The following is an 18,478-nucleotide window of genomic DNA, read 5'->3' as shown; positions in this document are numbered from 1 at the left end:
CTAGTTCACCTCTGCCTTTATTTCTTTGACGTCTTCGACCAAAATTTCGGCCAGTTCTTCGGCATATTTCCAGCCATCGTCTGTGAGAGCGGTTCCGCTGCCATGTTCCTCGCCACGATGGGCTTTCATGAAATCTGGTACCTTATGGCTTTTTACGACGATCCCACCGGTTTCTTCGACACTCTTCTTGGCACAATATTTGGCACAGCCATCCATAGTGATGCAGGTTTCGCCTTTAATCTTTCCCACCACTTCGTCATCGCCAGTGACCACGTGAGCTAAACAGAGCGTTTCTGTGTCATTGGGACACTTCTCCGAGGTAACCATCAACACCGACTCCCGGGCCAATAGGCCAAATACTTTTCCAATCCCGCTGCAGGGTATTACTTTAATCTTAGACATCGATTTCTGCTACCTTTCGTTGTAAAAATTCAAAATAAGCCGGGCAATCGTGAAGCAGATCCTGATCTTCTTCAAAATCACTGAGGCTTACTTCCACCAGCCAGCCCTTTTCATAGGGACTTTCGTTGACCTGTTCCGGGGCATCGTTTAAACCGGTATTGACAGCAACCACGGTCCCAGCGACCGGTGAAATAATTTCAAATACCGCTTTGCTGGATTCGATGCTGCCTAAATCGTCAAATTGTTCAAATTCATCGCCAATTTCCGGCGGATCCACATAGAGAATATCAGACAAATTCTGTTGTACATAATCACTGACACCCACTCGAGCCATGTTTCCTGACACCGTCACCCAACAGTCATTTTCGTTGAAAAAATAATTGGCCTTTGGCACCTTGAAAATAAATTTGCCATGGGAAAAGGTATTATATTCTATCGATTCCGGTTCAATAAATTCCGATTCGGCCTGTTCTGCGGCGGAACTGTTTATTTTTTCCAGCACTGCGCGAACCACTGCCTGGGTATCCTGATCATCCCGGATTTCGACCCCCAGCTTGATATCCAGAGCCTTGGCAACCTCGCTGACATTAACTTTTTCTTTGATAGCAAGCTCTAAATCCCCGGCCAATTTACTGGCACAGCGGGTATTGCAGCCATCAATGACGGTTAAAGTACCGGCTGCCAGAGCTTTTTCGTAGCGGCTTTTGTTCTGATTTATTAAAACCGGACAGATAAGCTCGACTTCTTCCGACTGCGCCAACTCCAGAGCCACCCGCCTTGACAGATCGCCGGCACATTTATCCAAGCCATTACAAGGTAATACACAAATAGACTCACTCATCGGTTGCGGCCTCTTTTTCTGCCTTGCGGATGGCTTTAATCATCTTGGTCGTTTCTGGTTTATCCGGAAAGGTAATTGCATCGGGTCCACAGGTTTTACTGCAGGCGCGGCAAAAAACAACACAGTTATTAGGGTTTTTGACTTTTAGTTTTGGTTTGGCGTTTTCATCTACTTCAAAAACCTGATGGGGGCAAAATTCCACACAGTCCATACAATCGTTGCATTTTGTAAAATCAATTCGAGGAGACCAATCAATCCGATCCCGTTCCACACCCATAAAAGTTGATTCGCTCATGACTATACCTCATATCCCATTTCTTCGAGTTTCTTTTCCACCACTTCAAAGGCTTTTTCGTTGGTCATGTCGCGGATGTCGAGCATCACAGCATCTTCTTCGATACTAAGTCCGGCTTCTTTAAAGGCCTCTTTAAACATCTTACGCTGCATATTTGGCGCACAGGCTCCAATGATCACTTTTCGATGGGCTTTTAAAAAATCGGCTAAAAAACGATCCCCATCTTCCTCGCATAGCTGCGGGTGGATAAAGGCGTACTCAACCGGCAACTCGACCCGCACCTGATTGATAAAATCCCAAATGTCCATGGCCTGAAATCCCGGGCATTTTCCGGTACAGACACACATAATAAAACCTGGTAATTCTTGACTCATATCTTCTACCTCCTATATAATATAATTATTTCCTTATGGTTAAAATCATTATACGCCTCTCGTTTATGGGTGTCAAGAGCAAAAGATAAAGATTGCTTTTTTATAAGCAGTTGCTTATAATGTTATTGATTTAATCAATTTTTTCGTGTTTAATTACACTACCAAATAGAAAAGAGGTCACTCATGAATTCTGAAGATGTATCCGTAAAAATTTTCAAAGCACTGGGGCATCCGATCCGTTTACAAATAGTAAAATCACTCCTGACAGAATCACGTTGTGTGTGTGATCTCAACCTTTCTTTTGATTTCAGCCAGGCAAATCTCTCTCAGCATTTAAAAATTCTCCGTGAAGCGGGAATATTGGAAAGCAAAAAAATCGGTGTTGAAATGCATTATCACGTTAAACTAAAAGGCATCTCAAGACTATTAAGCGCCATGGACCAAACCGTGGCAGAGTATTTTGAGACACTTGATTTTTAATAGAACTTAAGAAAGCAGGTAACTATTATGAAACTTAAGATTTATCCCTGTCCCGGGCATTGCAATGTCAGTATGATGACAAAAACCGTTGCCCAATATTTTGGAATCATTGATGAGGAAAATATCACCATCCTTCCCCATGTCAGCATGAACATTCTTGCAGAGGTTGAAGCGGCCGGTGACAGTGAGAAATATATTTCACTGAATGGCTGCCCCTCGACCTGTGCCTCGATGGCTTATGAAGACATGGGCTACGAACTCTATGATGAAATTGTGATGACCCCGGATTATGATATCAAACACAATGAAAAATATACCAATCTGGAAGATATTGATGAAGAAATAGAACACGTCCAGAAAGCCCTTGATAAAATTATTGCAAGTTACTAGGGAAATACGGTTATGCATGTTTTGCAGTAATTATTGATCGTTAACTAAAGCGCAATCGGGAAAACCCCCGACAGGTATATATTGCAAATATACCTGTCGGGGGTTTTGCATAGTACGAAAAATTTAAATCAAATTATAAAATTTAACACAACTTATCTCGTTCGTATTTTTTGATTATGATATGCTTATAGCCAAATCTTTGTTATAAGGAGTCAGAAATATGATTAAAGTTCTTTTTGTTTGTGTCCATAATTCTGCCAGAAGTCAGATGGCTGAGGCTTTTTTAAACGATTTGGGGAAAGACTATTTCATTGCTGAAAGTGCCGGTCTGGAGCCAGGCACCATCAATCCCTTAATTGTCAAGGTGATGGCTGAAGTCGGTTATGATCTCAGTCAAAACGATACCAATTCGGTATTTGATTATTATAAAGAGGGGCGTTTGTATTCCTATATTATTAAGGTTTGTGATCTGGAAAATGGCCAGCGTTGTCCAGTTTTTCCACTGGCCAGGAATGTGCTTGACTGGAACTTTGAAGATCCGGCTGCTTTTACCGGTACCGAGGAAGAAAAGCTTGAAAAAGCCCGCCATCTCCGCTACAAAATCCGGGAAAACGTCATAGATCTGATTAATACCTACAAAGATTCTATTTAGATTTTATAAAACAGGAGAAAATAATGAACAAACCCAAAGTTGCCTTTGTCTGTGTCCATAATTCCTGCCGCAGCCAGATGGCCGAAGCGATTGGAAAAAAATTTGCCAGTGATGTATTCGAAAGCTATTCAGCCGGAACGGAGACCAAACCGCAAATTAATCAGGATGCCGTCCGTTTGATCAAAGAACGGTACGACATTGATATGGAAGCTACCCAGCATTCCAAATTGCTGACTGATCTTCCGCCTATTGATATTGTCATCAAAATGGGATGCAATGTGGTCTGCCCCTACCTGCCCGGCCGTCATGTTGAAGACTGGGGACTGGAAGATCCATCCGGAAAAAGCGATGAAGAATTTATGGCAATCATTGACCAGATTGAGGTTAATGTAAAAAAATTAGCCGATAACATCCAAAATAATATCCTTCTTCTTACTTCTTAAAAGACAAAGCCGGGAAATTTAAAATTTCCCGGCTTTGTCATGATCGATAAAACACCATCATCTTTGAGCAGATTTTCAAACAAGCTGAAATAATCCAGGGGATCATCAAGATGTTCCACCACTTCAGTGGCTGTCAGCAGATCATATTTCTTCCCAAGATATATGATCTGGCGAATAAAAGCGATCATAAATATCCATGCTCAGGTTAATTAGGACTGTAAATATTTCTTGAGTTCTTTAACCGAAGGTATCTTTCCAGAAAATTTGACCTGTTCATCCACCACCAATGCCGGTGTTGACATAATCCCATAAGCCATAATTTCCTCCATGCTCTCTACTTTTTCAATAGTTGCTTCAATTCCCAGCTCTTTTAAGGCTTCTCTCGTGTTCGTTTCCAGTTTTTTACAATTTTTACAACCTGGTCCCAGTACTTTAATAATCATATCATTTCTCCTTTAAACTGTTTTAGTATTCCCGATTAGCGGGAATCAATAACATCGATGCTGATGAATGCCTGGCCACCTGATGGCTGACACTCCCTAAAAAAACTTCATTTAAGAAGCCCCGCCCTTGCGAGCCCATAACTACCATCGAAATATTGTGTTCCTGAACTGCTTTGATGATCTCTCCTGCGGGCGATCCGATTGGCAGTTGCACATCGACTTCTACCTCTCCCATTGACTGCAGCTCAACTTTCATCGCCTGTAATCTGGTGTTATCCAAACGGATAAAATCTACGAGACTTTCTTTAAGATAGGGATCTACAACCGCCTTATCGATGACATGAATCAGCGTAACCTTTTTCACCCCATCCGTTACCATTTTTTTGACAACCGCAAATGTTTTTTTAGCATTTTCAGAAAAATCAGTGGGGAATAGAATATGTTCAATCAAATTGCAGGATTTTATCAGTTTTAAGCGTGCCTCCGGTTCATTGACGATCCGGATCAACATCACCGGCTTCTGGGCATGGAGGATCACTTCGTGGGCAGTGCCACCAAAGAAAACATCCCCCACCATCGAGTGTTCCGGAGCCCCGACGACCATCATGGAATAATTCTCTTCTACAGCAATACGATTAATTTCGTTTTTAATATACCCGGTCGCCACACGGGTGTTGACCGTATACCCCATTTTTCCCAGTAGTTCTTTCTGCTCATTGAGATTTTCTTCAACAACAGCCTTATAAAACGATGAAATCTTTGAATCCAAGTCATAAGGACTCAAACATTGTACTAGCAGGCACTCTTTTACCCCCAACCCTTTCACTCTTTCCAAACAATAAAGCATATTAAAAGCCGCTGGCGACATCTCTGATGCGATAACGATTCGACTAAACATGAGCTTCCTCCTTTGTAAATTTACAAAACATTACTTTTTTATTACCCGATCCATCGAAATAATAACCATGTATCCCATAATAAAGAAAGACTTGTACTAAAAACCTAGATAAAACATATAAAATGCCAGTAAAAGAATTATCCCACCCATCACGATTTTCAAAATGGTGCTGGCCTTTCCATATTGATCACTGGCCGAAATTTTTTGGACAAAACCGATGGATGTTCCCGCTGCTAAAACCAAAATGCTGTGCCCAAGCGAATAAAGCAGCAACAGCAGGATGCCCCAGATCAGATTGCCTTCGTTGGCAACCATCGCCAACAATACAATCAGCACCGGCGTCGCACAGGGGGATGAAAAGAGACCGCCCAGAATACCGGCCAGAAATGCCCCGATATAACCCCGTTTAGTACTTTTACTCAAAGCGTTTGTTGCCGGAATAAAATTAAATATTTCCCAGGTTTGCAGGGCCATCAGCACCATCAGAACACCCAGTAGAATGTACCACCAGGTTCCGATTCCCTGCATCAATTGACCCAACAGCGATGCCAGAACACCCAAAGTCGTGAAGGTTACGGCCATACCAAGGGAAAACACCAGTGAAAGTCTAAAGGCTTTTTTTGTCTCTCTTTGGGCAGTTCCCCCCACATAACCAATCACCAGTGGTATACTGGATAACGAACAGGGTGTAAACGCAGTGAGGACGCCCGCAATCAAGGCAAACAGCGGCGCCATCCAGATATTGCCAGCGATCATTTCTGAAAGTGCAGTTAACCCCTGATTAATCACAGCTTCCACTACTGAACCCCCATGGCCTTAAATATTTTTAGAAAGTCTTCTTTATTTAGCCCGCCTTCATGGGTTGTAAAGACCAGTTCATTGGTATCTTTTGTGACATACTGATTCAACGAAAACGCAGTGAGATTTTCGGGATTAAAAGGCTTACCATCAGCGCCAATGAATATTTGCGTTGGAATCAGACTAATCGGAAACCCTTGCGCCAGCTCCTGGTATTTCCTGATATCCACAAACTTGATAATTACTTTTCCCTGATATTCTTCATTCATAGCTTCTAGAACTGGTGCCATCTGTTTGCAGGGCACACAGGAATCTGCTCCAAAATCAATAACAATCGGCAACCCATAGGATTTAAGTTGATCAAGATCCAGCTCATCCGTTACCTGGAGTGCAAAATCCGGATTGTTACTACTCATCCGTGTACCTTGTTCAGTTTCAGAACCTTGCGTGTTTTTTAATAACCACACCCCACCAATCACACATACAATTATAATGGGTATCAGTATTTTTAATAATCTATTTTTACCATCTTTCAACCACGTTTCCCCCTATTATTATGAATTAAATCTTTTGCTTATTTAAACAGCTGCTTATCACAGCATTTATCGACCTCCGCTTGTAGTGTCACATGATAGATACCTTCTTTTTCTTTAAGTAAATGCTCAATTTTATCAGTAACTAGACAAACCTCAGATAATGGCATATCTTCCATTTCGATATGGGCTTCAAAGTAAACGGTCTTCTCATCAGACATCCAGGTATGGACATGATGAATATTTTTAACTTTTTCTATTTTTTCAATTTCTGTTTTAATGGATTCGTAATCCAAAGGTGCCGATGACTGCATCAAAATGTTGACCGTTTTTTTAATAATCTGCCAGGTTTCCCGAATAATATAGATCGAAATCAGAGCTGTGATCAACGGATCAATCCAAATAATGCCCCATAACTGTATCACAACGCCCCCAATTAGTACGCCAATCGATGAAACCGTGTCACTGATTAAGTGTAAATAACTTGATTTGATATTTAAATTATTGTGCGAATCTTTTTCCAATAAAAACACTGAAATAAAATTAGCGATCAGTCCCACAAGGGCAACAATAATCATCATTAACCCATTGATGGTCTCTGGTGACTGCCATCGTTTGATGGCTTCGATAATCAATAAAACGGATAAAGCCAGCAATACGGTCGAATTCACTAAGGCCGCCAGTATTTCGGCGCGCTTATATCCATAGGTTCGCTTTTCATCGCGCGGTTTTTGAGCGAAGCGATTGGCAAAATATGAAAGGGCAATGGCAATCGTATCACTTAAGTTATGTAATGCATCAGACAGTAATGCTAAACTCCCAGAAAGAATACCGCCGATGATTTCAGTCACGGTAATAATCGCATTTAATATCGTCACCCAAAATATTTTTTTCCCGGATAGATTGGAATGATCATGCGTATGCACATGCTTTTCGTGATCATAGTCATGATTATCTTCCATATATGTCTCACGTCTCTTTCATTAATTTTTTAGCGTTGTATTTTTTCATATCAGCACTCGCTTAGCTGCCTATTCTTTAGTTTTCTTCAAAAGAGCCTTGTCGCTTTTGTACTTCAACCTGTGAAATAAATAAGGCTGCAACCATGCTGACTAAAAACAGAATGACTGCGGAACTGATATAGATTGTTGCTAAACTTCCTGTTTCTATGACCATTGCATTAATACTGGTACCAACCGCACCACCAACAAACATGTTAAATGATGCCAGCGACATCGCTGTTCCCCGTCGTTTAGGAAGCTTCTCCTGAACTGTCGTAATCAGTGTCGACTGGAGAAAAATAAATGCTATCCCAAAGCCAAACAAAGCCAGCGACAATAGCCATGCATTCGTGAAAAAAGCCATACTTAATAAAGAAATACCACCAATGACACCTGCCGAAACAAGAAATCCGTTTTTTAATTTTTTCCGCAAAGCAGGGGCAATGCGGCCGCCAACAACTGTACCCACACCAAACAGTGAGAGAATAAGACCAACGACTAGCAGATTATACCCCGTTACAGTTTGAATCAGTTTACCGGAATAGGTAAAACTACCAAACACACTAAATCCCACAAAGAAAATTGTTATAACCAGTCTCATAAAACGAAAATTCGACAGCGGTTCCTTATAGGCTTCAAAAATATTAAGCTGTTCAACCACTGGTTGATCACGCTCTAACGTTTTTAGCATAATCATGGCAATGATGAATTCCGCAATCCCGTACGCCAGATAAACAAGACGCCAGGAACCAAAATACGCCAGTGCCCCGCCAATAATGGTTGCTGTCGCTCCGCCCAGAAACATCAGCCCCATTACTTTGGCAATTGCCTTTTGACGGTTTTGATCATCAAAACTCTGACCCACCAGCGCCAAGGTTACCGGAAAAATCCCAGCTCCGAAAGCGCCATTCATGGCTCGAAAGAAAATCAGCGATGGCAGATTGAAGGAAAAGGCTCCCAAGACACTGAAAATCGCCGTTCCGATTGCCGCAATATTGATAATTTTCACCTTACCGAAGCGATCCGAAAGAGGGCCGAATAACAAAGTAAAGACCCCAAAAGCAAGCATATAGGCGGTTACCGACATTGCTGCCACGCTAACTGTTAAGTTAAGATCCGCAGCAATATTGATAATCAATGGGGCAGCAGCATAATTATCCCCATTTGCCAAAAAGGCCATTAAACCAAGTATGGCAATCATTTTATTTTTATTTTTCATTTTTTCCTTCTTTCAAATATGTCAATTTTCTTACAAAAGCAGATAACTAAAGGCATTAAAACCGAAGCCGATAATCAAAATCCCAGTCGTTACGATTCCCATAAAAATAACCAGCAGCTTTGTCTTGACCACTTTTTTTAGCATGATCAATGATGGTAAGGACAATGCTGTAACTGCCATCATAAATGCTAAGACAGTGCCGAGACCAGCACCTTTAGAAACCAATGCTTCAGCGATGGGAAGGGTTCCAAATATATCCGCATACATCGGGACTCCGACTAATGTTGCAATTAGCACCGAGTACCACTTATCTTGTCCAAGCACCGCTGAGATAATTTCTTCAGGTATCCAATTATGAATAACGGCGCCGATTCCAACCCCAATCAAGATGTATAGCCACACTTTTTGGACAATCTCGAGAACCTGATCTTTGGCAAAACTGATACGATCGCTAATGGTCAAGGATTCCTGATCCATTTCAATCATCTTATTGCTGTAAACAAAGGGTTCCACGTAGTCTTCAAGCTTTGCTTTGCCGATGATGGTTCCGCCAAGCACTGCCAGTATCAAACCGACAACGACATAGGCAATGGCAATTTGCCAGTTAAAGATGCTAGCCAATAGAATAACCGAAGCCAGATCAACCAGGGGTGATGAAATCAGAAATGAAAAGGTTACGCCGATGGGCAACCCAGCACTGGTAAATCCAATAAAAAGAGGGATCGATGAACAGGAGCAAAACGGTGTGATGGTTCCCAGCAAAGCCCCTAATATGTTAGCCGAAATACCTTTGAAATTACCCAGTATTTTTCGGGTTCGTTCCGGCGGAAAAAAGCTTTGAATATAAGAAATCAGAAAAATCAGAACGGACAAGAGAATAAAAATTTTAATGACATCATATATAAAAAACTGTAAGCTCCCCCCCAGTTTACTCTGCGTATCCAACCCGAATACATTTTCTACCAGTTGAGCGACTAAATAATTAAGCCACTCCATTTTCAGTAATTGATTATTTAACCATTCAAATACAAACATGATATTGTCTCCTAACTTATTTATTAATTTTATAACTGAATCGAAGGATGCTGACAGCATTGATCCAACCATCATAGATTGCCATCGTTTCTGTTTTGATCTATAACTAGCTGCTGGTATAATATAATTATATGCTTACATAAGCATATAATTATATTATACCAGCCATGCATTCTTGTCAAGCTATTTGTGAAGATCCGCCAACCGGATGCATCAAAAATCCACAGTGGAATAAAAAAGCAGCTATCCCAGAGATTACCCTGATATAGCTGCTAATAAACAGTATTTTTTTATTGTCACGATGCCTTAAAATCATAAACCGGGATATTATTCAGAAAATGATACAATACCCGGTTGTCCAGTTGGCTCCGTCCCTGATGACTCAGATAGTCAATGGCTTCCAGAGCGGTTTTCCCTTTTTTATAAATCCGATTGGTGGTCATGGCATCATAGACATCGGCGACCGCAATGATTTTTGGTAAAAGTCCGACATAATCGTCGGTCGCACACAGCGGATAGCCTTTGGCATCGACCCGCTCATGATGAAACAGAACTGCCCGTTTGACCTCAAGATTGAATGCACTGAATTCGCTGAGCAGCGAATAGCCGTAAAGGGGATGAAGTTGGATGATTTCATATTCCTGTTGGGATAAGGTACCCGGTTTATTTAAGATCGCTGCCGGAATATAAATCTTACCGATATCATGGAGAAATCCTGCCTGGGTAGCATTGATGATATCCTGTTCTGCCAAACCCATCCACATGGCGATGAACATTGAATAAAAAGCGGTATTGACACTATGAGCAAAGGTGTATTCGTCCATTTTTTTGATCTGATCCAGGGCTCTAAGAATGATCGGATTACCTTCAATGCTTTCATACATGTGAGCCAGAAACTGGGTCACATGGGTGTAGGTATACTCTTCCTGAAACAACACATTACTCAGGTTATTTTTCAGTTCCACCAACATCTTGCGGTTGAGCTGTTCGGTCATTTTTTCGTTAAGATCACACAGATAATGAGACAGCGAATATCCCGTTTTTTTTCGTTTACTATCGTGATGCATTGTTTGACCAGCAGGCTGTTCAAACCGTGTATAATTATTAATGTGATCTTCTAAAATTCCCATTATTTCACCCCATTTTTTTTGTTTTTACTGATCGACTTTGATCACACCCAGTTTATTCATGACTTCAACCAGTTTATCAGTATCAACTGGTTTAGCGGCATATGCCTCACAACCCAGATCGAAGGCGGTATTGACAAACTCGGTATCGGCCAAAGCGGTGATAATAATGATCTTCACCTTGTTTTCGGCCAGGATTCCCCGTTGCACTTCAAAATCCCGGATTGCTTTAAGCACCTTGACCCCATCGACCTTTGGCATCATAATATCCAGGCAGATCAGATCATAGGGATCTTCTTCTTTAATGGCAATAAGATAGGCATCCAAAGCCTCCATCCCATCCACCACAATATCACATTCTCCATATTGGGCTAAAAATTTCCCTAAAAAACGTCGGCTTACCATGTCATCTTCCACAATTAATATTTTCATTTTATTCCTAACCTTTCCTTTTTCTAAATTTGTTTTATCTGGCCAATTATTTTGTTGAGCGTCTTTAATCCAAATTATACTGTTTTCTTGTAGACGGAGTAAATATGATTAATCTGATTGACCTTTTCGGCTGCTGCTTCAAAATTTCCCCGTCTAATATCCAATTCGATTTTAAAGGCAACCACTTTTAAATCTTCAATGTCCAGAGCAATTGCGATTTTCTTGATCTGATTGGCCAGTTTTTCAAAATCTTCCAGTTTTCCAACCACCACTTGATCGTTTAATTCGTTAATCAGCGCAGCCAGTTGCTCTTCCTTTTCCTCATCATAGATCCTTCCGATCAGATCATCGGATGTGTTCTTTTCCTTAATAATGATTTCTCCGTTGACGTCAATATGCATTTCAAAATCTCCGGACTTTCTTGCCTCTTTTTTACGACTGATGCATTTTTCAATTTCTTCTAACAGCTTTTCCACTTTGATCGGTTTAGAGATGTATCCATCCATTCCCTGGGACAAGAATTTTTCCCGGTCTCCGTGGAGAGCATAAGCTGTAATAGCCAGCACCGGGATATCTTGATTAACTTCACGGATCCGCCTGGTGGCTTCAATCCCATCCATTTCTGGCATTTGAATATCCATCAGAATGATGTCGTAGATATTTTTCCGCACCATCTCCACTGCCTCATAACCATTACCAGCAATATCCACTCGATAGCCGCATTCGTTGAGCATTCGGGAAATAACCAGTTGATTGACCTTGTCGTCTTCAGTCAACAGAATTCTATATTGCTGACTGATCTTAAAATAGTCAGGATACTTTTCCGGTTGGCTATCTTCAGCAAAACCCAGGTCAAAGGTGAGTTGAAAATAAAAGCGGCTGCCATGTCCTTCGATACTTTCCACCCATATTTTTCCGCCCATCAGTTCTACTAATTGTCTGGTTATGGCAAGTCCCAAACCGGTGCCGCCGAAGCGCCGGGTGAAGGAACCATCCACTTGGCTGAAGCTTTCAAAAATCCGTTTCCGATTTTCTTCAGCAATGCCGATCCCAGTATCTTCAACAACAAAAAGCAGGTCAACCTGTTTATCCGTTGCCGCCAGGCTTTTAACCTTGACCCAAACCTCGCCAGTATCGGTAAACTTGATGGCGTTGCTAATCAGGTTGTTAAGGATCTGCTGAATCCGATGGAAGTCCCCCATGACATATTGGGGCACGATGGCTGAAAAAGCGTAGTTAAGTTCGATTCCTTTGCCGGCCGCCACCGGGGACTGGGCTTTGATCGTGTGCTCCACCAACGCTTTAATATCACAATTTTTCTTTTTAATCTCCATTTTTCCGGCTTCCATTTTTGAAAAATCGAGGATGTCATTGATCACATTAAGCAGGGCATTGACACAGGTTTTGATGATTTTGATATTCTCTTGCTGTTCCTGATTCAAACTAGACAAACGCATTAGATTGACCATACCCACAATACCATTTAACGGGGTTCTGATTTCATGACTCATATTGGCTAGAAATTCGCTTTTGGCCTGATTGGCCGTTTCCGCTTCTTCCTTGGCCTGTTTCAGGGCTTGCTCCACTGCCAAGCGTTCGCTAATATCCCGGACAATGTTAATCACTATCTTTTTTTCGTTTAAATAGCAATGACTACAGACCACCTCAACCGGTAGGATTGACCCATCTTTTCGCTTCGCCTTGGTCTGTAACGTTATATAATCTTTTTCACGTAGCTCATTACAATGCCGTTCCATATCAGCTGGAGACTGAATGATTTTAAAAATCGGATCTTCAAACTCGAAAAATTCCTCATAAGAGTAATGAAACATATCCCCAGCGGTCTGATTAACCTCAATGAGCCGGCCATTATTACCATCCTCTTTTATTTCCTGGACAAAAATAGCATCCGTTGAATTATGAAAGACCTGACGAAACTTTTCTTCGCTGTCGATGAGGGCATTTTCAGAATTTTTCCGTTCGGAGATATCCCGGACGATGCAGATAATGACCGGTTTTTCATTGATTTTTGTCGTTTTAGCACTGACTTCAACGGGAATCAGTCTGCCATCTTTCCGTTTATGAATGGTTTCAAAAAAGACCCCATCCTTATCCCCAGTTTTCATTTCTTCAATGGCCACTGATTTTCCGCCCTCGATCAAATCAAAAACTGAAAGTTTCAGCAATTCTCTGCGTTTGTATCCGTAAAGCTCGACGGCTGCATTATTGGCATCGATTATTTTACCGCTGATTTCCACAAAAACAATGGTGTCCCGAACCTTTTCGGCCAGCATTTTATAGCGGATCAATCCTTCTTCCAGGCTTTTGCGATCAGTAATATCAATCCCCATGCCGATATAACCGCCGTAACTTCCATCCACCTCGAAGGATGGACTATAGATCCCTTCAATCCACCGATAATTGCCGCTGTCATGACGAATTCGATACTGAATACTAAAAGATCTTTTACTGCGAAAGGCCTTATTTTTCATTTCCAGATATAATTTCCGATCCTCGGGATGAATCAGATCCAGCCATTTTGTCCCCAGATAGTCTTCGTTATGCTTGCCGGTGAACAGCGACCAGCTGCGATTAAAGTAAACCACATTTCCTTCCAGATCGGTTTTCCAGATCAGGGTGGGGAAGTTTTCAAACATCCGGTAATAATAATCCCGGGACTGTTCCAGGGACAGCTCTCGGTTTTTTCGCTCGGTGATATCCACAAAAGTCACCACCGCATTTCTTTGATGTTCTCGAAGCAGGGGCGCAATGCTGACTCTGAACCAATAGTCATTTTCCTCATCATCCACAAGAATACTTTTTTGGAATTCTATTTTAATCAGTTCATCTTCTGATTCCAGAACTTTTGAAAAGGCATTTCGCAGCTCACAGCTCGCACAGGACGGATCAAAACCGCAGCCCAGTTTATTTAAACGGCTACTTTTACACTGAACCGCATCGCCAAACTGTTTTCCAATAAAGTCTGCTCTTTTTCGGTTGAAATAGTTCAACAAGGGATCATTGACTTTTGTGACTTTGGCATTTTCATCCAACACCACCACACCAACTGAAATAGCATTAAACTCCTGAATAAAATTTTCTTCCGTATCCACTCGCTCCTCCTTTGACATTTTAAGTCTCCCTTTTCTATGTTTTATCTGATAATTATCAGGATTGTGACGGGTTAACCGTCAGATAATCATATTCTGATGCCAGATATTAATATCGCCGCTGGCTACCTCCAACTCAATGGTACGGCTGACTTTCGCACCGGTTTCGGCATACTGAATGTCCAGATTCATGTCTTTGAGAATCTGTTGGGTGATTTCCAGGTTATGCTGGCCGACATTGAAGGTATCATTATGACGCATGGATTCGGCTCCGCCAAAAATGCGGATCACCAGTTCATTTTTCAAACACCCATATTTACTGGAAAACTGATCAATAAAATAGGGCAATCCGGTGGTGGCATAGTAACAATGGCGGTCGATCGCATCTTCTCTCCGGGCCGGTCGGGGCAGCGCAATATGAATGATCCCCCCGACTTTCCGGATCGGTGAATAAGCTGTGATCCCCAGACATGAGCCTAAGGCAAAGGTCTTTATAATATCATTACAATTGTTGGAAATGGCCATTTCGCCGATCCCGATTATTTTTATCATCGTTTCACCTATTCCTTTAATGCTGAGAGAATGCAATGATGAATGTTTTCCAAAGCAGACTGAACCAACACCGCCCCCATATTATAGGCAACCTTGTTCATCCCATAGACCACCGAGGATGCCTCATCCTGACCAATCGTGTGCCCGCCGTGGCGCCGGATATCAAGCAGACCTTTGGCGCCGTCATTACCCATTCCTGTCAGTAATACCCCAATCGCCCGAGCGCCAGCTTCGCGAGCCACTGAATCAAAAAGCATATCCACCGAAGGACAATGCCCATTGACTTTTTCCCCGGGAAACACTTCCACCCGGTACTTATGGCCAATCCGTTTAATCCGCATGTGCTGATCTCCGGGAGCAATATATACCCTTCCCGTTTCCAGATAATCCCCGGATTGGGCTTCTTTACAACGTAAGGAGGTCTGGCTATCCAGTCGTTCGGCAAACATTTTTGAAAACACTGGTGGAATATGCTGAACAATCAGGATTCCCGGGCAATCCGCCCGCAGATTTTTAAGGATATGATAAATTGCTTCGGTACCGCCGGTTGACGCTCCAATAGCAATAAGCCTGTCCGGCGACTGCCCATTGACTGATAATTGCGATATTTGATTGTTATCAATTCTTTGCGTTGCCAGATTTTTTTCCGGAAAGAAGATCCCGCTCTTGACGGCCAGACGGATCTTCAGAGTCAGCTCAATGAGAAAATCTTCAACGGTTTTTGTTGACCTGGGATTAGGTTTCTCGACAAAATCGTGGGCGCCGGCCTTTCTGGCCGCCGCTCCGATCTGGGTATCGCTGATCATCACCACCGGCAGCGGATATTGGGGCAACAGCCGCTTAATAAATTCGATGCCACTCATTTTTGGTATTTCCTGACTACAGACAATCAGATCAAGATCGTATCTGAGAATTTTATCCCGAGCCTCAAAGGCATCACCGGCGGTGGCAACGACCTGGATCTGTGGGTCAGCGGACAGTTTGCGAGCCAGCATTTCCCGGAACGACTTGCTGTCATCCACGACGAGAACGCTGATCTGATTTTTCTTTCGCATTTTTTCTCATCCTTTCTGCCCGCTTGAGAAATCATTAGTACCCACCAGCGATCAACTAGTGGGTACAACCTGTTAAAATCAATTATTTGACTAGCTTGAGGGCTTAAATTTCAAGTTCTTTTTGCCTGATTAAATTACTTTATACCCATTTTTCCGACTTTTCTTTAATATTTTCCAAATTCATTATCGGACAACGCAATGCGGGTGGGTTTTGAAACCGGGTTATTGGCCGGTTCTCTCCGGACTCCTCGGCTTTCGAGTGCTGTTTCTTCGGTGCTCCGGTAGGCAAAACGGCTGGATTTTTTCAAACTAAACCGGGCGGCCTGTTCTCTTAACAGTTCTGCCTGACTGGATAATTCTTCACTGGCAGAGGCACTTTCTTCCGAGGTAGCTGAGTTCATTTGAACAACTTCGGAAACCTGCATGATACCCTGGTTGATCTGAGAAATGCCAATGGCTTGTTCGTTGGAAGCCGAGGCAATATTTCCGACAATACCGGAGACTTTAGCCACATCATCAACAATCTTATTAAGGGCTACTGCGGTGGTGGTGGCAATTTTAGTGCCATCGTCCACCTTTTTAATGGATCCTTCGATCATTCGGGTGGTTTCTTTAGCAGCGTCGGCTGATCGGGCCGCCAGATTTCTGACTTCTTCGGCAACGACTGCAAATCCTTTACCATGCTGCCTGGCCCGGGCGGCTTCCACAGCAGCGTTCAAGGCCAAAATATTGGTCTGGAAGGCAATCTCGTCAATGACCTTAATGATTTTAGAAATATTAGCTGAAGATTCGTTGATTTCTTCCATCGATTCCAGCATCCGTTTCATTTCGTTATTTCCCTTAATGGCGTTTTCTCTGGTGCTTTCCGCCAATTCATTGGCCTCATTGGCATTATCGGCATTAAGGCGAGTCTGGGCAGAAATTTCTTCAATCGAGGCGGTCAATTGTTCAATCGAGGCGGCCTGTTCGGTAGCTCCCTGAGACAGACTCATACTGGAATCAGCAATCTGTTTGGAACCATCGGCTACCTGTTCAGCAGCGGAATCAATATTGGTCATAATTTCATTGATATGGTCGGTCATCTTTATAAAAGCCTGACCCAGTTCGCCGACTTCATCGCGGCTGTCGATTGTCACGTTCACATCCAGATTGCCATTGGCAATTTCCTCGGCTGAGTCAACCATTCGTCGTAAGGGTTTGCTGATCATATTGGCAACCATCAATCCCAATCCTACTGCCAATCCAATTCCCACGACGATAAAGATGATCATCATGGTACTCTGAGTTTTGAAATCAGCAGTATTCTGTGTTAAAACACCTTCAGCCTGGGTGGTATTGTAGGCGATTAAAGCTTCCAAATCCGCATCAACAGTCTGTCTCGCCTGGGTGACCTTATCAAGTCCGGCCTGAGCTTCATCATATTTTTGCGCTTTTACCAACTCTAAATTGGCATTGCGCAATTCCCGGTAAGAAACGAGACTTTCAGTCAGGTTAGTATACATGGTTCTATTTTCGTCGTCCCGGATCGTTGCTTCATACTCTTTTAACAGCGCATTATCGCTTTCTACCGCCGCACTAATAGCATCCAGTCGAGTTTGTAGCGTTCCCGGATTACGTTCATAAACTGCCAACAGCTGGTTGGCCCGGATATCCTCAATGGCAGCATGAATGCTGGCCAATTTCTGGGAAGGGACCAGATTATTATAATACATGCTTTCCGACTGGGTATTAATGGTATTCATAGTATAGATGCCAAACACCCCGACAACTCCGGTAACAACTGCCAGCAAGATAAAACAGGTGACCAGCTTTTGCTTTATTTTAAGGTTCTTGAAAAATTGCATTTTGTGTTTCCTCCATCAAATTTTTTATTTGTTCCTTATATACAAATCAGGCTTCCTGACTGGGGTTTTCCATTTCATCGTCTTCAAGCAATTTCTGGCAGTCCAGAATCAGCTTAACCGCTGTTCCAACTTTCCCGATCCCTCTTACAAATTGCTGGCTGTCAGTTTCATCCAGATCCGGATGGGGAACAATTTCTTCCTCGGGAATGGCCACTACCTCGGCCACCCCATCGACGATCAACCCAACCGTTATATCAGCAATCTCAACGACGATCACACAGGTACGCTCATCGTAGTCGCGACTGGGTTTCCCAAAGCGAAGCCGCACATCCACCACCGGAATGATCTGTCCCCGTAAACTCATAATCCCTTTGACATATTCTGGCAGCTCCGGTACTTCCGTTATTTTCTGAATCCCGATTATTTCGGTGACATAAATGATTTCAAGACCATAGGCTTCGTTATCCAGATTAAAGGTTAAATACTTCCCCTCTTCGGTTTCATCATCCTCTTCCAGCTCCAGTTCATCAAATTCATCAAACTCTTCCGCCATC

General features: G+C 42.5%; 23 protein-coding genes. 4 read left to right on the top strand and 19 right to left on the bottom strand.

All coding sequences use genetic code 11. From position 1 onward, the window contains the following. The 4 genes from Q7J41_RS13385 to Q7J41_RS13370 are packed head-to-tail and all read right to left on the bottom strand — an operon-like array spanning position 1 to position 1,912. The gene (locus Q7J41_RS13385; protein ID WP_304888915.1) at positions 1-402 is read right to left on the bottom strand and encodes a putative zinc-binding protein; all 402 of its coding nucleotides are present in this window, start codon (positions 400-402) and stop codon (positions 1-3) included. Beyond that, the gene (gene gcvH / locus Q7J41_RS13380) at positions 395-1,243 is read right to left on the bottom strand and encodes a glycine cleavage system protein GcvH (RefSeq protein WP_304888913.1); all 849 of its coding nucleotides are present in this window, start codon (positions 1,241-1,243) and stop codon (positions 395-397) included. Before gcvH ends, Q7J41_RS13385 begins: the two co-directional genes overlap by 8 nt. Next, positions 1,236-1,538 carry a ferredoxin family protein gene (locus Q7J41_RS13375; RefSeq protein WP_026394308.1) on the bottom strand — a complete coding sequence of 101 codons (303 nt, stop codon included), beginning with the start codon at positions 1,536-1,538 and terminating at the stop codon, positions 1,236-1,238. The genes gcvH and Q7J41_RS13375 overlap by 8 nt, the downstream gene beginning before the upstream one ends. A 2-nt stretch (positions 1,539-1,540) precedes the next feature. After that, positions 1,541-1,912 (bottom strand): hypothetical protein, encoded by a 372-nt coding sequence (locus tag Q7J41_RS13370; RefSeq protein ID WP_304888908.1) that lies wholly within the window; start codon positions 1,910-1,912, stop codon positions 1,541-1,543. Between the two features lie 183 nt (positions 1,913-2,095). Between Q7J41_RS13370 and Q7J41_RS13365 the strand changes: the two genes are divergently transcribed. The 4 genes from Q7J41_RS13365 (at position 2,096) to Q7J41_RS13350 (ending at position 3,877) form a co-directional block, all read left to right on the top strand. Continuing rightward, positions 2,096-2,392: a helix-turn-helix transcriptional regulator gene (locus Q7J41_RS13365; RefSeq protein WP_304888906.1), complete on the top strand. Its 297-nt coding sequence runs from the start codon at positions 2,096-2,098 to the stop codon at positions 2,390-2,392. A 27-nt stretch (positions 2,393-2,419) separates the two neighbouring features. Next, the gene (locus Q7J41_RS13360; protein ID WP_304888904.1) at positions 2,420-2,782 is read left to right on the top strand and encodes a putative zinc-binding protein; all 363 of its coding nucleotides are present in this window, start codon (positions 2,420-2,422) and stop codon (positions 2,780-2,782) included. Positions 2,783-3,002: 220 nt separating this feature from the next. Then, entirely contained in the window at positions 3,003-3,434 is a 432-nt protein-coding gene (locus Q7J41_RS13355) for an arsenate reductase ArsC (protein ID WP_304888902.1), read from the top strand. Between the two features lie 23 nt (positions 3,435-3,457). Next, entirely contained in the window at positions 3,458-3,877 is a 420-nt protein-coding gene (locus Q7J41_RS13350; protein WP_304888901.1) for an arsenate reductase ArsC, read from the top strand. Here Q7J41_RS13350 and Q7J41_RS13345 read toward each other — a convergent pair. The 15 genes from Q7J41_RS13345 to Q7J41_RS13275 form a co-directional block, all read right to left on the bottom strand. After that, entirely contained in the window at positions 3,874-4,065 is a 192-nt protein-coding gene (locus Q7J41_RS13345; protein WP_304888900.1) for a methyltransferase domain-containing protein, read from the bottom strand. The two genes, Q7J41_RS13350 and Q7J41_RS13345, sit on opposite strands and share 4 nt — an antisense overlap. A 21-nt stretch (positions 4,066-4,086) precedes the next feature. After that, positions 4,087-4,320, bottom strand: a complete 234-nt coding sequence (locus tag Q7J41_RS13340; RefSeq protein ID WP_304888899.1) for a thioredoxin family protein — start codon at positions 4,318-4,320, stop codon at positions 4,087-4,089. 22 nt (positions 4,321-4,342) lie between these two features. Continuing rightward, entirely contained in the window at positions 4,343-5,218 is an 876-nt protein-coding gene (locus tag Q7J41_RS13335) for a universal stress protein (RefSeq protein ID WP_304888897.1), read from the bottom strand. Positions 5,219-5,314: 96 nt separating this feature from the next. After that, complete coding sequence (locus Q7J41_RS13330) at positions 5,315-6,016, bottom strand: cytochrome c biogenesis CcdA family protein (RefSeq protein ID WP_304888895.1); 702 nt, start codon at positions 6,014-6,016, stop codon at positions 5,315-5,317. Next, entirely contained in the window at positions 6,016-6,432 is a 417-nt protein-coding gene (locus Q7J41_RS13325; RefSeq protein WP_304888893.1) for a co-chaperone YbbN, read from the bottom strand. The genes Q7J41_RS13330 and Q7J41_RS13325 overlap by 1 nt, the downstream gene beginning before the upstream one ends. Before the next feature lie 158 nt (positions 6,433-6,590). Then, positions 6,591-7,511 (bottom strand): cation diffusion facilitator family transporter, encoded by a 921-nt coding sequence (locus tag Q7J41_RS13320; protein WP_304888891.1) that lies wholly within the window; start codon positions 7,509-7,511, stop codon positions 6,591-6,593. Positions 7,512-7,587: 76 nt separating this feature from the next. Next, positions 7,588-8,769 carry an MFS transporter gene (locus Q7J41_RS13315; protein ID WP_304888889.1) on the bottom strand — a complete coding sequence of 394 codons (1,182 nt, stop codon included), beginning with the start codon at positions 8,767-8,769 and terminating at the stop codon, positions 7,588-7,590. 30 nt (positions 8,770-8,799) lie between these two features. Beyond that, a complete protein-coding gene (locus tag Q7J41_RS13310; protein ID WP_304888887.1) occupies positions 8,800-9,804 on the bottom strand; it encodes a permease in 1,005 nt (334 codons plus the stop codon). A 296-nt stretch (positions 9,805-10,100) separates the two neighbouring features. Continuing rightward, positions 10,101-10,934: an HD-GYP domain-containing protein gene (locus tag Q7J41_RS13305; RefSeq protein WP_304888885.1), complete on the bottom strand. Its 834-nt coding sequence runs from the start codon at positions 10,932-10,934 to the stop codon at positions 10,101-10,103. A 24-nt stretch (positions 10,935-10,958) separates the two neighbouring features. Continuing rightward, on the bottom strand, positions 10,959-11,363 hold the full coding sequence (locus Q7J41_RS13300; RefSeq protein ID WP_026394321.1) for a response regulator: 405 nt from the start codon (positions 11,361-11,363) through the stop codon (positions 10,959-10,961). 74 nt (positions 11,364-11,437) lie between these two features. After that, positions 11,438-14,476, bottom strand: coding sequence for a PAS domain S-box protein (locus Q7J41_RS13295; protein ID WP_304888882.1), 3,039 nt, complete (start codon positions 14,474-14,476; stop codon positions 11,438-11,440). A gap of 78 nt (positions 14,477-14,554) precedes the next feature. Beyond that, positions 14,555-15,025, bottom strand: coding sequence for a chemotaxis protein CheD (locus Q7J41_RS13290; protein ID WP_304888880.1), 471 nt, complete (start codon positions 15,023-15,025; stop codon positions 14,555-14,557). 8 nt (positions 15,026-15,033) lie between these two features. Beyond that, complete coding sequence (cheB, locus tag Q7J41_RS13285; RefSeq protein WP_304888878.1) at positions 15,034-16,080, bottom strand: chemotaxis-specific protein-glutamate methyltransferase CheB; 1,047 nt, start codon at positions 16,078-16,080, stop codon at positions 15,034-15,036. 164 nt (positions 16,081-16,244) lie between these two features. Beyond that, positions 16,245-17,924, bottom strand: coding sequence for a methyl-accepting chemotaxis protein (locus Q7J41_RS13280; RefSeq protein WP_304888876.1), 1,680 nt, complete (start codon positions 17,922-17,924; stop codon positions 16,245-16,247). A 46-nt stretch (positions 17,925-17,970) separates the two neighbouring features. Beyond that, complete coding sequence (locus Q7J41_RS13275; RefSeq protein WP_304888874.1) at positions 17,971-18,477, bottom strand: chemotaxis protein CheW; 507 nt, start codon at positions 18,475-18,477, stop codon at positions 17,971-17,973. Position 18,478: the final 1 nt, after the last annotated feature.

Origin of the sequence: Acetobacterium sp. (assembly GCF_030652775.1) — a bacterium.
GTDB lineage: Bacteria > Bacillota > Clostridia > Eubacteriales > Eubacteriaceae > Acetobacterium.
The sequence above is the reverse complement of the archived record's forward strand: the minus strand, read 5'-3'. Positions and strand labels throughout refer to the sequence as shown.

Excerpts from the sequence above, each read along its gene's own strand:
- Q7J41_RS13385 (WP_304888915.1), bottom strand. The coding sequence starts at position 402 with ATGTCTAAGATTAAAGTAATACCCTGCAGCGGGATTGGAAAAGTATTT.
- gcvH (WP_304888913.1), bottom strand. The coding sequence starts at position 1,243 with ATGAGTGAGTCTATTTGTGTATTACCTTGTAATGGCTTGGATAAATGT.
- Q7J41_RS13375 (WP_026394308.1), bottom strand. The coding sequence starts at position 1,538 with ATGAGCGAATCAACTTTTATGGGTGTGGAACGGGATCGGATTGATTGG.
- Q7J41_RS13370 (WP_304888908.1), bottom strand. The coding sequence starts at position 1,912 with ATGAGTCAAGAATTACCAGGTTTTATTATGTGTGTCTGTACCGGAAAA.
- Q7J41_RS13365 (WP_304888906.1), top strand. The coding sequence starts at position 2,096 with ATGAATTCTGAAGATGTATCCGTAAAAATTTTCAAAGCACTGGGGCAT.
- Q7J41_RS13360 (WP_304888904.1), top strand. The coding sequence starts at position 2,420 with ATGAAACTTAAGATTTATCCCTGTCCCGGGCATTGCAATGTCAGTATG.
- Q7J41_RS13355 (WP_304888902.1), top strand. The coding sequence starts at position 3,003 with ATGATTAAAGTTCTTTTTGTTTGTGTCCATAATTCTGCCAGAAGTCAG.
- Q7J41_RS13350 (WP_304888901.1), top strand. The coding sequence starts at position 3,458 with ATGAACAAACCCAAAGTTGCCTTTGTCTGTGTCCATAATTCCTGCCGC.
- Q7J41_RS13345 (WP_304888900.1), bottom strand. The coding sequence starts at position 4,065 with ATGATCGCTTTTATTCGCCAGATCATATATCTTGGGAAGAAATATGAT.
- Q7J41_RS13340 (WP_304888899.1), bottom strand. The coding sequence starts at position 4,320 with ATGATTATTAAAGTACTGGGACCAGGTTGTAAAAATTGTAAAAAACTG.
- Q7J41_RS13335 (WP_304888897.1), bottom strand. The coding sequence starts at position 5,218 with ATGTTTAGTCGAATCGTTATCGCATCAGAGATGTCGCCAGCGGCTTTT.
- Q7J41_RS13325 (WP_304888893.1), bottom strand. The coding sequence starts at position 6,432 with ATGAGTAGTAACAATCCGGATTTTGCACTCCAGGTAACGGATGAGCTG.
- Q7J41_RS13320 (WP_304888891.1), bottom strand. The coding sequence starts at position 7,511 with ATGGAAGATAATCATGACTATGATCACGAAAAGCATGTGCATACGCAT.
- Q7J41_RS13315 (WP_304888889.1), bottom strand. The coding sequence starts at position 8,769 with ATGAAAAATAAAAATAAAATGATTGCCATACTTGGTTTAATGGCCTTT.
- Q7J41_RS13310 (WP_304888887.1), bottom strand. The coding sequence starts at position 9,804 with ATGTTTGTATTTGAATGGTTAAATAATCAATTACTGAAAATGGAGTGG.
- Q7J41_RS13305 (WP_304888885.1), bottom strand. The coding sequence starts at position 10,934 with ATGGGAATTTTAGAAGATCACATTAATAATTATACACGGTTTGAACAG.
- Q7J41_RS13300 (WP_026394321.1), bottom strand. The coding sequence starts at position 11,363 with ATGAAAATATTAATTGTGGAAGATGACATGGTAAGCCGACGTTTTTTA.
- Q7J41_RS13290 (WP_304888880.1), bottom strand. The coding sequence starts at position 15,025 with ATGATAAAAATAATCGGGATCGGCGAAATGGCCATTTCCAACAATTGT.
- cheB (WP_304888878.1), bottom strand. The coding sequence starts at position 16,080 with ATGCGAAAGAAAAATCAGATCAGCGTTCTCGTCGTGGATGACAGCAAG.
- Q7J41_RS13280 (WP_304888876.1), bottom strand. The coding sequence starts at position 17,924 with ATGCAATTTTTCAAGAACCTTAAAATAAAGCAAAAGCTGGTCACCTGT.
- Q7J41_RS13275 (WP_304888874.1), bottom strand. The coding sequence starts at position 18,477 with ATGGCGGAAGAGTTTGATGAATTTGATGAACTGGAGCTGGAAGAGGAT.